At 72.7% G+C, this 15447-nt stretch carries 10 protein-coding genes; 5 read left to right on the plus strand and 5 right to left on the minus strand.

From position 1 onward, the window contains the following. Positions 1–111: 111 nt before the first annotated feature. The 3 genes from Pma05_RS00150 to Pma05_RS00160 form a co-directional block, all read right to left on the minus strand. A complete protein-coding gene (locus tag Pma05_RS00150; protein ID WP_203855229.1) occupies positions 112–1401 on the minus strand; it encodes a CE1 family esterase in 1290 nt (429 codons plus the stop codon). Between the two features lie 508 nt (positions 1402–1909). After that, positions 1910–2098: a hypothetical protein gene (locus Pma05_RS00155; RefSeq protein ID WP_203855144.1), complete on the minus strand. Its 189-nt coding sequence runs from the start codon at positions 2096–2098 to the stop codon at positions 1910–1912. Positions 2099–2331: 233 nt separating this feature from the next. Further along, the gene (locus Pma05_RS00160; protein ID WP_203855145.1) at positions 2332–3615 is read right to left on the minus strand and encodes a COG1470 family protein; all 1284 of its coding nucleotides are present in this window, start codon (positions 3613–3615) and stop codon (positions 2332–2334) included. Positions 3616–3843: 228 nt separating this feature from the next. Here Pma05_RS00160 and Pma05_RS00165 point away from each other — a divergent pair, with 228 nt between their 5' ends. From Pma05_RS00165 to Pma05_RS00185, 5 genes are all read left to right on the plus strand, one after another. After that, positions 3844–4452: a helix-turn-helix transcriptional regulator gene (locus Pma05_RS00165; RefSeq protein ID WP_239311427.1), complete on the plus strand. Its 609-nt coding sequence runs from the start codon at positions 3844–3846 to the stop codon at positions 4450–4452. Between the two features lie 151 nt (positions 4453–4603). Further along, on the plus strand, positions 4604–7633 hold the full coding sequence (locus Pma05_RS00170; RefSeq protein WP_203855147.1) for a DUF11 domain-containing protein: 3030 nt from the start codon (positions 4604–4606) through the stop codon (positions 7631–7633). A gap of 19 nt (positions 7634–7652) precedes the next feature. Next, positions 7653–8270: a Pvc16 family protein gene (locus Pma05_RS00175; RefSeq protein WP_203855148.1), complete on the plus strand. Its 618-nt coding sequence runs from the start codon at positions 7653–7655 to the stop codon at positions 8268–8270. A 14-nt stretch (positions 8271–8284) separates the two neighbouring features. Further along, positions 8285–10453, plus strand: coding sequence for an AAA family ATPase (locus Pma05_RS00180; protein WP_203855149.1), 2169 nt, complete (start codon positions 8285–8287; stop codon positions 10451–10453). Positions 10454–10470: 17 nt separating this feature from the next. After that, positions 10471–12294 carry an eCIS core domain-containing protein gene (locus Pma05_RS00185; RefSeq protein ID WP_203855150.1) on the plus strand — a complete coding sequence of 608 codons (1824 nt, stop codon included), beginning with the start codon at positions 10471–10473 and terminating at the stop codon, positions 12292–12294. Positions 12295–12375: 81 nt separating this feature from the next. Here Pma05_RS00185 and Pma05_RS00190 read toward each other — a convergent pair whose 3' ends face one another. Both Pma05_RS00190 and Pma05_RS00195 read right to left on the minus strand, forming a co-directional pair. Further along, positions 12376–14040 (minus strand): hypothetical protein, encoded by a 1665-nt coding sequence (locus Pma05_RS00190; protein ID WP_203855151.1) that lies wholly within the window; start codon positions 14038–14040, stop codon positions 12376–12378. Between the two features lie 244 nt (positions 14041–14284). Continuing rightward, on the minus strand, positions 14285–15253 hold the full coding sequence (locus Pma05_RS00195; RefSeq protein ID WP_239311429.1) for an alpha/beta hydrolase: 969 nt from the start codon (positions 15251–15253) through the stop codon (positions 14285–14287). Positions 15254–15447 lie beyond the last annotated feature (194 nt).

The raw sequence follows: 15447 nt of genomic DNA on the forward strand, positions 1-15447 counted from the left end.
GGGAATGCGAATCTCACGACTGCCCCTTGAGGAGTGGTTTCTGAACCGGGTGGTCGCCGACCGGGCACGCGGTCGCGTGCCCGGTTGGCTGTCGCGGTGGCGAAGGAGCCGTTACGCCCGCGCGCAGGTCAGGGACGGCACGCTGTTGGTGCCGGTCCAACTGCCGATGAAGCCGAAGGTGGTCGAGGCGCCCGCGGCCAGGTTGCCGTTCCAGGTCTCGTTCGAGACGTTCTGGGTGCTGCCGCTGGGTGCGTTGCGGCCGCCCCAGATCTGGGTGATGGTCTGCCCGTTGGTGAAGGTCCAGCTCACCCGCCATCCGGTCAGGCCGCCGTTGCCGGCGGTGACGGCCACCTCGCCCTGGAATCCGTCCTGCCACTGACTGGCGATCCGGTAGGTGGCGGCACAGCTTCCCGGCGGCGGGCTGGCCGACGGCGACGTCGTCGGCGGCGTGCCAGGGGTCGTGGTGGGCGGGGTCGGCGGCGTGCCCTGGAACTGGGTGAAGAACCTCCACACCTCTCCCGGAACCCAGGTCCTGGACCCGCTGTCACCCGGGGCGCCGTCCTGCGGAGCGGCGATGTGACCTCCGTCGAACGCCGCCCAGACAACCGGATGCCCGGCCGAGCACCCCGAGTAGGTGGTGACCCTGTGTGTCAGGCTGCCCGCCGTCGGCTCCGGCGGATTCGAGGCCGCGCAGCCGTTGTTCCTGACGAACCGATCGCGCAACGACCGGCCGCTGGCGATATTGTCGCCGATGCCATGCACCCCGAGATACGCGACGGGCTGGGTGCCACCGTTGCACCCGCTGAGCGTGCCGGGAGAGGACTGGACGGCAACCGCGCGGAACACGTTCGGCCGGGCACACGCGAGCGCATAACTCATGGCGCCGCCATAGCTGAAGCCCACGGAGAAGCGCTGCGTGGTGTCGACGCAGAGCCCGTTCTCGATTAGCCGGAGCATGTCGTCGGTGAAGGTCACGTCCTCGCCGCCCGCATTGGCCCAACCGTTGCCGATGCCCTGGGGCGCGACGAATATCGTGCTGTTGTTCGACAGTCGCAGCAGTCCGTAGTACGCCCACACGTCCCGTTGCACGGTCTGACCAGTGGCGACGTCGACGGCAGTACCGCCCCACCAATGGAACCCGAAGACCAACCGGTACGGACGGTTTCTGTCATAGCCGTCGGGAACCCTCAGGATGAAGCTACGGCTCTTGCCGCTGCTCTGGATCGTGTGCGTGCCACTCGTGAGCGCCGGATTCTTACCGCATCCAGCGGTCGCCGCGAGGGTTCCGACATCCGCTGCCGAGGCCCTGCCACCGAGCCCACCGCTCAGCATCGCGCCACTGATGGCCACGACGAGAGCCGCCACCGCAGCCGGCCCGGCAATAAATCTGCGCCTTAACATGACAAAACTCCCTCTGCTCGTCGAAACTGGCATACGTGGGGTGTGGGTCTTGGCCCGCAGAGACCCGCTCTCGCGACGCGACCGTGCCCGGAAGGGTCGCCCGGTGGACACGGCGCTTGCCCAGTCACCATGCCTGCCATCGAGGGCTGTCAACGCGACCGTAGGGCAGTCATCAGATGAAAGTCAATAGTGGACGCGCAGTCCAATCCTCCACCTGGCATTTCTCGCCGAGCGCTGCGTACCCTAACCAGGATTCGTCTGATGACCACTTGAGCCGGACGCTGCGCGCCGGCCGAAGCCGTGGGCGTCGCGGGCGACGGTCTTGATCAACCACTGCTGCGGGAGTGAGCGCGGCCACGGCAGGTGATCATCGAGTGACGAGGGTTGGGATACTTGTCCGCTGGCGATCACCTTCGGTAGGTGGGGCCGGGGAGTTCGGCCCGGACGGCCCCGGAATCGCTGATGGTGAGCCGACGACGGGAGGTCGCCGGCCCACCAAGCCTGCTGGCTACCGAACCCGCAGCTTCTGCTGGACTGCCGCGTCGGGAGCGTAGGTCGAGTCACCGGAGTAGGCGACGTGGACCGGGTAGACGCCTGTGGCCAGTCCGGTGGTCGGCAGTGTGAGGACGGCCGCGCCGCCGACCAGCGGAACCACCTGCGTGATACCGCCGAAGGTGACGGCGATCTCGCCGGTCACCTCCGGAGCCTTCCCGTGCGGGGACTGTCCGCACCTCGACGTCCAGGGTGAGCTGGCTCGCCGTCATCCCGTCGTGCGCGCCGGGGACCTGAGTCGTCGTGCGGGTGGTCGAGAGCTCCGAGCCAGATCAGCGCGCGGGCATGCAGTGCGTAGGCGAGTGCTTCCGCTGGCCAGTCGTGGCAACGGGCGGCGGCGTTCATCGCGACCCGTTGCCTGCCGGCCGGTGGGAGACCCTAGTCCTCAGCCGCCCGGCTCAGGGTGCCGTTGAGGTAGAGCCCCTCCTGGCAGGTCCGCGGCGCGGAAGCACCGACCGGGGTGCCGGGTTGCCGGCACCCGACCGTGAGGGTCACCCGGGCTCCGGCCGGCACCCGGATCGGGGTGACCGAGTGGTAGTCCTGGTTGCGAAAGTTCTCCAGGCCGTAGGTGACCACCCGCACCTCGTCGGCGGTGATGGTCAGCGTCCCGGTGTCCCCCTGCGGGTTGTCGACCAGGAAGTCCGTGATCAGGAGCACCCGGTTGCGGGGCACGGTGTAGCTGCGCGAGGCCGTGCTCCCGGGATTGGTCCGCAGCACAAGCGCGGTGGCGAACTGCCCACCGCCGGTGCCGTCGCTCCCACTGGCAGCCTCCGGCGACGGCGGCGGGGCGGTGGGGGTGTCGGCGCGTTCCTCCGCGACGGCGTCGCGCGCGGCCTGGCCGGCGGCCTCGCTCGCCGCCTCCTCCGCCTCGTTCGCGACCTGCGCCACCTTGTCGTCGACGGCCTCCTCGGCCGCCGAGCGCACCGCCGGGCGCAGTAGACCGAACCAGAGGGCGAGCAGGAGCAACAGCAGCGCCAGCAGCAGCGCCAACACTCTGAGCAGCCAACCGGAGAGTACGGGCTGCTGCACCAGTGTCCCGTCCAGGGTGACGGCCCGACCCGCCCGGTCGGTCAGCAGCGCCCGGAACGGCAGGTGTCGCGGTGCGCCGCGCCAGAGCAGCCGCCGGGCCCGTACGCCGAGGACGGCCAGATACCGCTCGCCCGCAGCCAGGGTCGTCGCCCTCGGCCGGGGCGCGAAGCGTAGCTGCTCGGCTCCGTCGGCCGCGGTGACGGTCAGCGCCTCTTCGACGTTGCCGCCGTTGACCACGGCGAGGCGATAACGGGCGCCGAGCAGTGCCCGCCGCACCTGTGGCCGCAGCTCCGCGGTCACCTCGGAGAACGGCGCGATGGTCAGCACGCCTTCCTCGACCGTCGCGGTCTGCGGTGCCTCGGACGGGACCACCCGGACGCCGTACGGCAGCTCCCCGGCCCGGACCTCGGCGGACCGGGGCGGCCGGACGGTGAGCACGACGATCTGGCTGGCGCCGGGATAGAGGGAGACCCTCGGCGGGTCGAACGTCGCCCACGCGTCGGGCATGCCGACGATGGCGAGGTCGTACGCTTCGACGACGTCACCCGAGTTCCGGACGGTCACCGGGATGTCGGCGCTTTCTCCCGGCACGACCACTGTCGGGGTGTCCACCAGGCCCAACGAGACACTCATGTCCGCCCACGCTAGGCGCGCGGCACTGCCTGCCGACCGTCCAGCCGGGTACCGGCACGGGCAGAACCCTTGCCCGTTAGGTCCACGTTAGGTGCACGCGAAGTCGGATCCGGCACCCTCTGCCGTACCGCCGCGCGCTGGTGCCCGGCGCGCCGGCACCGTCCGGACCGGACGCCCGGGACAGGGCGCCGACCTGTGTGGGGGAGGCTGGAGATGCACCGTGTCACGGTGAGCGTCCACGCGGAGGACCCGATCTCGCGGCTGGGGGTGGAGAGCCAACTCCGCGCCAGGCCGGACCTGTGGGTGGTCGAGCCGGGCCAGGAGACGCCCGAGAGTGTCGCGCTGGTGGTCGTCGACGCCCTCGACGAGTCGGCCACCCGGCTACTGCGCCGGCTGCACCGGGCCGGCCCGGCCAAACTGGTGCTGGTGCCGGCCAGGATCGACGACGCCGGGCTCTCCCTGGCGGTGGAGCACGGCGTGGTGGGGGTGGTCCGCCGGGCCGAGGCGAGCGCGGAACGGCTCAGCCACATCGTCCTGGCCGTCGCCCGCGGCGAAGGAGCGCTCCCCGCGGACCTGCTGGGTCGGCTGATGGCCCAGATGGGGCGGCTCCAGCGGCAGGTACTCGAACCGCGGGGCCTCACCCTGCTCGGGTTGAGCACCCGGGAGGTGGACGTGCTTCGGCTGATCGCGGACGGACTCGACACCCGGGAGATCGCCAGCAAGCTCTCCTATTCGGAGCGGACCGTGAAGAACATCCTGCATGACGTCACCAGTCGGCTACAGCTGCGCAACCGGGCGCACGCCGTGGCCTATGCCCTACGCAACGGGTTGATCTAGACGGTGCTCGCCACCGCGGATTGCCTGAACGGGCCGGCACCGCTGCCCCCACCGGTGCCCCCCGGGCCGAGGCGGCCGGCCGGAGGAACCCCGGAGGATGACGATGGCCGCCCCGTACACCGCACGCCCCGCCGAGGTCCACTTGCGACGCATGATCGGATTCCCCGCCGTCCTGGCGGTGCTGCTCGTCGCCGCGCCGCCGCCTACCGCCGGGTTCGTCGCCCAGGGCCGGGCCGCCGCGCCCGCACCAGCCCCGACGGCGGTGCCCGTACCGGCCCCGAACGCCGACCTGAGCCAGCGAATCGCGTACGCGGGCACCGGGCACCGCAGCCTCGGCGTGATCCGGGGCGAGGGGTCTGCGGCGACCGCGGTGCCGTTCTTCGACACCGGACCTGACCACTTCGACGACGAGGTCTCGGCCCGCGGGTCGGCGGTGACCTGGGTGAGCCGGCGCGACGCGCGCAGCACCGAGGTGTACCTGCGCCGCGGCACGGGTCCGGTGCTCCGGGTCACCCGGAACTCGACCGACGAGTCCCGGCCGGTGCTCTCCCCGGACGGCACCCGGATCGCGTACAGCTCCGCCGCCGGCCGCGCCGACGGCGGGCACGACGTCTTCGTGGTCGACGCCGACGGTGGCGGCAGCCGACGGGTGACCGACGGGACCGGCGACAACACGTGGCCGACCTGGTCACCGGAGGGCACGACGCTGGCCTTCGCCGGTCAGCGCGGCAACGACAGCGTCCCCCAGATCTACCGGCTGCCCGCCGAGGGCGGCCGGATCACCCGGGTCACCGCCGAACCCACCGGGGCCGCCGAGCCGGCCTGGGACCCGAACCCGGCGCACCAGCGCATCGCCTACACGATTGGGCCCTCCGGCCCGAGTCCCGAAGTGTGGCTGACCGCCCCGGACGGCACCGGCCGGGCCCAGTTGCTGCCGGCCGGCTGGCAGGCCCGGCAGCCGGCCTGGACGGCCGACGGGGCAACCGTGGCGTTCGTCAGCCGTACGCTGCCGGACGGCGAGACGAGCGGGGACGTCGACCGGGTCTACTCGGTGCTGGTCCAGGAGGACGTCTGCGAGTGCGTGGTGGTGCCACGGCTCGGCGAGGACCGCGACGTCAGCCATCCCACCTGGTACACCGCCCCCGGCGCCAGCAGCGAATCCCTGCTGGTCGGCCGGACCAGTGCCCCCGACCGGACCACCGCCACCCTCCAGGACATCCGGCCGAACGGGGTGGATCCCCGCGACCTGCGCCTGCCGGTGCTGCGTGAGGACCCCGGGGCGATCATCGACTCGCGGCTGCTCTGGGAGCCGGTCGACGGCGATCCGTGGTTCGAACGGCAGGCGTACTCGCCCGACGGGCAGCAGATCGCGGTCAGCCGGTTCGAGACGGTCGGTGGCGTCCGGACCGAGCGGATCTGGATCGTGGCCGCCGACGGGCGCCAGCCACGCCTGCTGCCGATCGAGGGGCGGGGCCGCGGCGACCGGGAGACCGACCCGGCCTGGTCACCGGATGGCACCCGACTCGCCCTGGTCCGCAACTCGCCCGGGGACGGGGCCGAGGCGCCGCGTACCCCGTCCCGGATCGAGGTGGTCGACGCCGGCACCGGGCAGCGCCTGCTGGACCTGCCGATCCCGGACGCGCTGGCCGGGCTCGACGACACCCAGCCGGCCTGGTCGCCCGACGGCACCCGGCTCGCCTTCACCCGGGGCACCTACCGGGGCGACGTCTCCACCCACATCTGGACCGCCAATGCCAGCGACGGGCTCGACCAGACCGACCTGACCGAGACGATCTGCGGCAGCGAATGCCCGGTCGTCGACGACAGCGCCGGGTACTCCCCGGACGGCACCCGGCTGGTCTTCAACCGGGAGGCCGACGGCCTGGTCCTGGTCGACCTGGCCGACGGCGGCTGCCGGCTGCTGCTCCCCGCCGGCGGCGGATCCTGCGCCCTACCGGTCCCCAACCGGCCCGACGGCCCACACCAGCCGCGCGACGTGGCCTGGTCGCCGGATGGCGAGCGGCTCGCCTTCTCGGCCCGCCGGGCCGAAGACAACAACTCGCCCGAGGCGCTGTGGAGCTACGATCTCGCCGACGGCACGGTCGGGCCGCTCACCGGGCACCTGCCCGGACGGCAGAAGGAGCCGACCTGGCAACGCCGCGTCGATGTCGCCGCCACCGTGTCGGCCCCCGCGCCCAGCACTGTCGTCGGCGGCCGGACCTCGCTGCGGCTCGCCGTCACCGACCAGGGGCCGACCGCCGCCGACGACGTCCGGGGCACCCTCCGTGTCCCGGCCGGGCTGTCGGTGACGGGTCTCGACACACCGGTCGGCGACTGCGTGCTCGCCACCCTGCGCTGCGCGCTGGGCCGGCTCGGGGTGGGACGTACCGTCGAAATCAGGGTCGACCTGGTGGGCACCGCCCTCGGCAGCTTCGAGGTGGGCTGGTCGGTCGAGGCCAGCCCGACCGACGCGGACCCGTCGGACAACCGCGCGGTGACCACGGTACGGGTCGCCCCCGCGCCACCCGGCAGCCCGGCCGATCCGACGTTGACCGTCTCGGTCGACCCGCGGCCGGGATACGTCGGCGGCACCGTCACCGTCACGTACACGGTGCGCAACGCGGGCGGGACGACCGCGACCGGTCTGCGGGTCCGGCCCGGGCTGCCCAGCGGCGTACCGGTCGGCGGGCCCCTCGCCAACTGCCCGGTCGACGGCTGCCCGGTGCCGGACCTCGCCCCGGGCGCCGCCGCCACCGTCACCGGCACGCTCTCCCCGGGCGCGGCGCTCAGCACGACCGTCCGGGGCACCGTCACCACCACCGGCGGCAACACCGACCCGGACAACGACACCGCCACCGCCCCGCTCCGGGTCGTCGCCCCACGGATCGTGGCGCTGCCGTCGATCGGGCCGCCCGGCTTCGTCGCCGCCATCCGGGGACTCGACTTCCCACCCGGCCGGCCGGTGCGGCTGACCTGGGACGTCGGCATCACCGCAGCCGCCGCACCGGTGCGACCGGCGGCCGACGGCACCTTCACCGCCCAGTTGCTGGTGCTGCCGAAGGACCGGTTGGGCAGGCGGCTGGCGGTGGCCACCGGCACCGGGTTCAGTCCGGTGAGCACACCGTTCCTGGTGGTGCTGCCGGCCCAGCAACCACCCGGGCTGCTGCACCGGAGCTGGTGACGACGATGGGGGCGGAGGCGTGATACACGAGGTCGACGAGGCACTGCGCGGGCTGGTCGTGGCCGAGGCACTGGCGGGTACCGGAGTGGACGTGTCGTTCGACGCACCCACCCGGGACTGGGCGAACCGGCGCAACGCGCCGACGGTGAACCTGTTCCTGTACGACATTCGGGAGGACCGGTCCCGGCACTTCCAGGGCCGGGTCGCCGAGCGGGACGCGGCGGGTCAGATGGTGGCCTGGCACGACTCGCCGCACTTCTTCGCCCTGTCCTATCTGGTCACCGCGTGGACCAACCGGCCCACCGACGAGCACCGCCTACTCTCCGCCCTGCTCACCAATCTGGTCCGGTACGACGAGCTGCCGGCCGACCGGATGACCGGCTCGCTGGCCGCGCTGCGCCTGGCGGTGCCGATGGCGGTCGCCGCACCGCCCGGCGAGGGACGTGCCCTGGCCGATGTGTGGACCGCGCTCGGCGGGGAACTCAAACCGTCGTTGGACCTGGTGGTCACCGCCCCGGTCTCGGCCCGCCGGACGCCGGCCGCGCCTCCGGTGCGGGAACGGACTGTCGGGGTCAGCGACATCACCGGGGCGCGGGCGAGCCGGCGTACCCGCGTCGTCCCGGACGGCCGCCGATGACCGGACGGCCGCCGATGACCAGGCGGCCCCGGACGAGCGGCGCGGACGGCACGGCGTACCTGTTCGCCCGGCTCGGGCTGGTCGCCGCGCGGGTACGTCGGCTGGTGGCCGAGCGCCGCCGCGACGATCCCGACCCGGACGACGCCTTCCGCGGGCTGTACGTGTCGGCGGCCGACGCCGAACGCCTGGCCGCCACGCCGTCAGCGACCACCGAAACCGGCTGCGGGGACCCGTCCGACGCCCAGGCGTTGGCCGAAGTGGAGGAGACGGCGGACCGGGCCGCCGCGGACGGGACCGAACCCCGGCTGCGCCGGCTGGCGCGCGGCTTCGGGCTCACCGCGTTGGACCTGGAGTTCCTGCTCGTCGCGTTACTGCCCGACGTCGAGGCGCGGTACGAGCGGCTCTACGGCTATCTCAACGACGACGTCAGCCGGCGCCGGGCGACCATCGGGCTGGCCCTGGAGCTGTCCGGGATCCCCGCCTCGGCAGTCGCCGGACGATCCCGGCTCGACGGCTCCGCGCCCCTGGTCGGTGGCGGTCTGCTGCTGGTCGAGCGGGCGGACCAGCCGTACCTGTCCCGATCGTTACGGGTACCCGACCGGGTGGCCGGGTATCTGCTCGGCGACGACACCGTCGACGCCCAGCTCGCCGAGCTCGCCTGGCCGGCGGAGGAGGACGAAGACGCGGCCAGCATCGGCGACGCGGCGGCGCGGGCCGACCTCGCGAGCCGGCTCGGCGCGGCGCTGCGTGCCGGGGTACACCTGGGCTACCTGCGGGAGCGGTCCGGCGCCGCCGCCGACGACCTGGCGATCGCGGCGCTGGTCACGGCCGGCTGGTCGGTGCTCCGGCTCGACCTGGACGCGCTGACCGCCGCCTCGGCCCCGGCCGACCTGCTCGCCGTCGCGGTGCGGGAGGCCCGGCTGCGCGGCGCCGGCCTGGTCGCCGGCCCGGTCCAGGCACTCGACCCGGCCGGAAAGCCGGCACACGCCCGGCTGCTCCGCCGGGTCGCCGACCAGCCGGTACCGGTGCTGCTCACCGGGACGGTCGAGTGGGATCCGCACTGGAGCCGGCAGGCGCCACTGCTGGTCACCGCCGCGCCGCTGGACGAGCGGGGCCGGGCCAGGCTGTGGCGGAGAGCCGTCGGGGCACGGGCCACGGACCGGCCCGCCGGCTGGCTCGATGGAGTGGACCCGGCGCGGGAGCTGGCGCCGTACCTGCTCGGCCCGGACCAGCTACGGCGAGCCGCGCAGGCCGCCGACCAGCTCGCGCTCTTCGCCGGTGCGGACCGGGTCGACGCCGGCCACCTGCGCGCCGGGGTACGCGGACAGAACGCCGGCGGCCTGGCCCGGCTGGCCCGGCGGATCGAACCCGGCGTCGGCTGGGCCGACCTGGTGCTCCCCGACCCGGTGCACGACCAGTTGCGGGAACTGGCCCTGCGGGTGCGGTACCGGGACCGGGTGCTGGGCCGGTGGCGGATGCGCCCCGGCGGCGGCCGGGGGCGGGGCGTACTGGCGCTGTTCGCCGGCGACTCGGGCACCGGCAAGACCATGTCGGCGGAGGTGGTCGCCGCCGACCTCGGCCTGGACCTGTACGTCGTGGACCTCTCCACGGTGGTGGACAAGTACGTCGGCCAGACGGAGAAGAACCTGGAGCGGATCTTCACCGAGGCGGCCGGCATCAACGGACTGCTGCTCTTCGACGAGGCGGACGCGATCTTCGGCAAGCGGTCGGAGGTCAGGGACGCCCACGACCGCTATGCCAACCTGGAGAGCGCCTACCTGCTGCAACGGATGGAGTCCTTCGACGGGGTCGCGGTGCTCACCACGAACCTGCGGGCCAACCTGGACGAGGCGTTCACCCGGCGGCTCGACCTGATCGTCGACTTCGCCATGCCGGACGTGGCGCAGCGGCGCGCGCTCTGGGACCGCTGCCTCGGCACCGAACTCCCCCGCGACGAGGATCTGGACCTGGACTTCTGCGCCCAGAACTTCGAGCTGGCCGGCGGCAGCATCCGGGCCTGCGTGGTGACCGCCGCGTACCTGGCGGCGGAGGCCGGTCGGCCGGTACGGATGTCGGACCTGATCGGCGCGGTGCAGCGGGAGTACCGCAAGCTCGGCCGACTGCTGCTGGAAAGCGAGTTCGGCGCGCACCAACCACGTACGGAACCCGCGCGGGTCCACTGACGAGGAAGAGGGCAGCCATGCGAGCACATGATCCGCCGGACCGCGACGCCTCGACCCGCCCCACCACGCCGACCCGACCGGAGACCACCGCTGCCGGGTTGACCCGACCGGAGACCACCGCCGGGCTGACCGGTTCGGCGGCCGCGATCCTGGCCCTGCAACGCCGGGCCGGCAACGCCGCGGTGACCCGGGCGGTACAGCGCCGCGGCAGCGACCCGGACCAGGAACACCCCCACGACGGCCGCCACGACGGGCTCGCACCCGGGTCCGAGCCGGTACAGCGGTCGGCGGTGCACGAGGTGCTGCGCTCACCCGGCACCTCGCTGACCGAGCCGGTACGGCAGGACATGGAAGCCCGACTCGGCGCCGACTTCTCCGACGTACGACTGCACACCGGCCCCCTCGCCGAGCGCTCGGCGGCGGAGGTGAACGCCCGCGCCTACACGTCGGGACCGCACGTGGTACTCGGCCAGGGTGGCACCGACCGGCACACCCTCGCCCACGAACTCACGCACGTCATCCAGCAACGCTCCGGCCCGGTCGCCGGCACCGACAACGGTCACGGCCTGCAAGTCTCCGACCCGGGCGACACCTTCGAGCGGGCGGCGGAGTCGAACGCGCGCCGTGCCCTCAGTACCCGGCCCGCACAGCCGGCGGCGCGGACCGCACCCGAACCGACCGGATCGCCGTCGGGCACCCCGGCGGTCCAGCGGGTGAGCGCCGACGAGCTGCACCGGGAGCCGACCGGCCCGTCCGTCCAGGTCCGCGGCCCACGCCGGTCGTTCTCCGGCCGACGCGCCACCGCTCAGGCGAGCCAGGACACCTGGGACCAGCTGAGCGCCGCTTATCAGGCGGCCACCGGGCAGACGCCGGTCAAGGAGCGAATCAACCTCGACACCGACCTGACCTCGCTGAGCGAGATGAGCCCGCCGGGGGCGGGGTACCAGCTCGGCACCGCCCTGAACCAGGTGGCGATGCAGGAGGGTATCTCGTTGGCAGGCGGCGCCACCGGCGCCCGCAGCAACGCCGAGATGATGGAGGAACTGGGTCGTAGGGATCCGGTGTCTCGCCCGTACTGGGAGGCACAGGCCGCCCGGGACCAGCAGCTCGGCAACGACGCGGTTGCCCGGGCCACGCGGTACCAGGACGAGGACGGTGCCGACAACGCACAGGCGCGGAGGGCGGCGACCGCCGGGATGCTGCGCGGAATCCCGATGCCGGCGGCCGACGCCACGGACATGCTCCTGATGGCCAGTGACGGTCTGGTCATCGGCGGAGCGCACCGCGAGGAGCCGTTCTTCTCCTGGGCCACCGACAACATGGCGCGGTTACACCAGAACGGGGTGCAGACCCTCTACCTCGAGTCGCTCCGGGAGGACGCACACCAGCGCCTGGTCGACGCGTATCTCAGCAGCGGCGACATGAGCCCGGAGCTGACCAACTTCTGCGCGACCTACCAGCGGTCACACGCCGTCGACCTCGCCGGGTTCCTGGCCGCGGCCCAGAGCACGGGCGTACGGGTCAAGGGCACGGGCGGCCGTCCCGCGCGCCAGCAGGGAATGAACATCCACAGCCGCGCGGTCATGCTGAACACCTACGGAGAGCAGGTGGTCCGGCGGGACCGGGCGCAGACGGTCGCCAGGGGAGAAGAGCCTGGCAAGTACCTGATGCAGGCCGGCGAGTCGCACGCCCACACGCACGCCAACACCCAGCCGACCCCGGCCGTCGCGGGCGGAGTGAACCTGCCCGACCAGTTCCCAGGCATCAACGAGTTGCTCGACGTCCCCGCCGTACGTCTCGAAGACAGCTATGGCGGCGGCAAGCACTTCCGCCCCATCTGACCCTGCGTCCCGCACCGCACCGCACCGCTCGGCACCGGCACCGCTCGGCACCGGCACCGGCACCGGTCGCCGTCGCCCGCCTCAGGCGGGAGCGGGCTCGATCCTGTCCGGGTCCGCCGACTCGGCCGTGGCGGCGGTGGCCGGCGGTTCGCCTGCCAGGAACTGCCCGAAGTCGTCCCTGGTACCGACCAGCGCCGCGAAGATCGCCTTCAACTGCTGCTCGTCCTGGCCGGCCTTGTTGATTTTCCTGGTCAGCTCCTCGTCCTGCGCCTTCAGCCGTCTCAGCCAGTCGCCGCTCAACGTGACCCGCATGGTGTCCAGCTTGCCCACCCCGAGCTTGTCCTGCTTGAGGCCGCCGAAGCTGGACGCCGGGTTGGCGGTCTTCTCGGTGGACTTGGCGGTGTGTCGGTATCCGACCGGGTTCTTCGGGGCATTCGGGTCCGGCTTGGGCCGCAGTGCGTCGGGCAGGTGCATCGCCGCGACGAAGAACTCCTTCAGCGCGTCGGAGACGCTCTCCGGAGCGGTGGTCTCCATGCCGATTTCAAGCACGCCGATGCTGCGGGCGGTGGGCGGTCGGTATACCAGCAGGATGTGACCGTGCATGCCGTTGGGTAGCACCACGTCGCCGTTGAAGTCGCGGCTGCCGATCCCGCCGGCCGCCACGTCGGCGCCGCGCTCGTCGCGCCGCGGGAACTCCACGAGCTTGCGGATCGTCGCCCCGTGGCCGCCGCGCTCTCTCAGCGTCTCCTCGTTGCCGCCGGTCACGTCGTGTGTGCTGAACGGCCGCTTGTCCAGGTCGTACATATCCAGCCAGGTCGGCAGCGACGTGCCGTCGATCGGTTCCTCGGTCCGCCCGTGATGGGGAATCTCCACCCGGACATTGACCCGGCCGCCGTGGGCCAGCGCCCGGGCGACGTTGCCGGTGTGCCGGCGCCAGTCCCGGTCCGCCGAGTACTTTCCCTCGGCCCCGGCCACCTCCAGCCCCTGCTGGATGATCACGAAGAGTCGCCTGAGCAGCGTGTTGGCCTGCTGATTCTTTTTGTTGTACGCGTCGATCTGCTCCGGGCTCAGGCCCTCGGCGCCATCCTGGTCGGCCCGTAGTTGGTTGCTGGCAAGGGTCGCCGCGAACTTGTCGCGCACATCGACGTTGAGCTCCGCTTCCAGTTCCTGTAACAGCGGGTGCTCCTTCGGAAGGGAGTGCATCTGGATGCCCCGGGCCAGCACATACGCGGGGCTGTCCCGGACGCGCGCGGCATCCGGGCCACCGCGCGCCTCCCAGGCCAGGGTGGCGACGAACAGCCGCTTTCCGGGCGGCAGTTGCAACCAGTCGTAGTACCTGCTGGCGTTGAGATACCGCTGGGCATCGTCGTGCGTGCCGGTCTCGACCCGCAACGCGTCGCCGGGGTCGGCCCGCTCGATGTGGGACTGCTCCTCGGAGCTGAGCAGCGGTCCGTTCGACAGCCGCAGGTTGTAGTCCTGCCGCAGTTGGGCGACCTCGGTCGACTCCTTGCTTTTCCCCTTCTTCTTCCCCTGGTTGTCGCCGGGTGCCCGTTGCACCGGTACGGACGGGGCGGCGCCGTGTTCACCGGAGAGGGCCGCGGCGACGGCGGCGTTGCCGGCGGTGTGCTGAAGCGCCAGTATCGAATGTTCTGGGCCGGCGCCGGACGCGGCGTCCCTGCGCTGGCCCGACCCCACCGTGCCGCGCTCACCGGCATGCTTCTCCTGCCGCCACTCGCCTGACCGCATCGCGCTCCTCCGGGCCGCCGGCTCTCCTGCTGTTGTTCAGTGTGTGCCGTCGGTGGTCCCGCCGCGGTGACCGCGAGGGCACACTCACGGGTAGGGCCGGCGGGAACATCGGGGAAGCGTCGGCGGCGCGTGCGGGCACCTGCCAGGCCCGGCTCGTCCTGGTTGAACTCGTCCTGGTTGAACTCGTCCTGCTTGAACATGACACTCCCCCGACCGGTCGACGCGGGGAAGCGGACCACGCGGATCAGGCCAGCCGTAGCGCCCGCTTCAGGAAGGTGACCGCCTGGTTGATGGCCGCCTCGGCCGCCTCGGTGCCGCGCAGCGCGTCGAGCATCACGAAGTCGTGGATGATCCCCTGGTATCGGGTCGCCGAGACCTGGACACCGGCCGACCGCAGCCGGTGGGCGTACGCCTCGCCCTCGTCCCGCAGCACGTCGGCCTCGGCCGTGATGACCAGCGCGGGCGGCAGCCCGGCGAGTTGTTCGGGTGCCGCCCGCAGCGGCGAGGCGGCCGCCTCGGCCCGTACCGCCTCGTCCGGCGCGTACTGGTCCCAGAACCAACGCATCGCGTCCCCGCGCAGATGGAAGCCCTCGGCGAACATCCGGTACGACGTGGTGTCGAACCGGGCGTCGGTGACCGGGTAGAAGAGCACCTGCCCGACCGCTCTCGGCGCACCGCGCCGCTTCGCCAGCAGCGCCACCGCCGTCGCCAGGTTGCCGCCCACCGAGTCGCCGGCCACGGCGATCCGCTCCCCGTCCAGGTCGGCCGCGCCGTCTCCGGCGAGCCAGCACAGCACCGTGTAGCACTCCTCGACCGCCACCGGATAGCACGCCTCGGGCGAGAGACTGTAGTACGGAAAGACCACCGCGGCCCCGGTGCCGACGGCCAACTCCCGGATCAGCCGGTCGTGGGTGCGGCAGTTCCCGAAGACCCAACCGGTGCCGTGCAGATAGAGGATCACCGGCAACCGGCCGATGGCACCCGCCGGCCGGACCACCCGGACCGCGATCTCACCGCCCGGCCCACCCGGCACCACCCGCTCGTCGAGGTCGGCGTCGGGCCTGGCGACGTTGCCGGACTGGAGTTGGTCGAGGACCCGCCGACCCCGCTCCGGCCCGAGCTGGTGGAGGAACGGCGGTTTCGCGGTCGCCTCCGCGAACTGTCGGGCGGCGGGTTCCAGCACGATCCCGGCGACGCCACTCCGCGCGCTCACCGCTGCGGCCCGCGGACCGGCGGCACCGTCGCCGCCGCCGCGAAAGAGCGGGTACGCCGACGGGATGCGGGACTCTGCCGCCTGGGGATGGGCATCCGACCACTCCGGGAATCCGGGCCGCGAGCGCGGCGGAGACGGTCCGAGGTGTCCCTCGGGTACGCGGAGCCTCCCCGGCACCCGCCCGGAAGACATCC

Origin of the sequence: Plantactinospora mayteni (assembly GCF_016862935.1) — a bacterium.
In the GTDB taxonomy this organism is placed as follows: Bacteria; Actinomycetota; Actinomycetes; order Mycobacteriales; family Micromonosporaceae; genus Plantactinospora; species Plantactinospora mayteni.

Bases quoted from the DNA above. Each gene is read 5' to 3' on its own strand.
- Pma05_RS00185 (WP_203855150.1), top strand. From the start codon at position 10,471: ATGCGAGCACATGATCCGCCGGACCGCGACGCCTCGACCCGCCCCACC.
- Pma05_RS00150 (WP_203855229.1), bottom strand. From the start codon at position 1,401: ATGTTAAGGCGCAGATTTATTGCCGGGCCGGCTGCGGTGGCGGCTCTC.
- Pma05_RS00160 (WP_203855145.1), bottom strand. From the start codon at position 3,615: ATGAGTGTCTCGTTGGGCCTGGTGGACACCCCGACAGTGGTCGTGCCG.
- Pma05_RS00190 (WP_203855151.1), bottom strand. From the start codon at position 14,040: ATGCGGTCAGGCGAGTGGCGGCAGGAGAAGCATGCCGGTGAGCGCGGC.
- Pma05_RS00170 (WP_203855147.1), top strand. From the start codon at position 4,604: ATGATCGGATTCCCCGCCGTCCTGGCGGTGCTGCTCGTCGCCGCGCCG.
- Pma05_RS00180 (WP_203855149.1), top strand. From the start codon at position 8,285: ATGACCAGGCGGCCCCGGACGAGCGGCGCGGACGGCACGGCGTACCTG.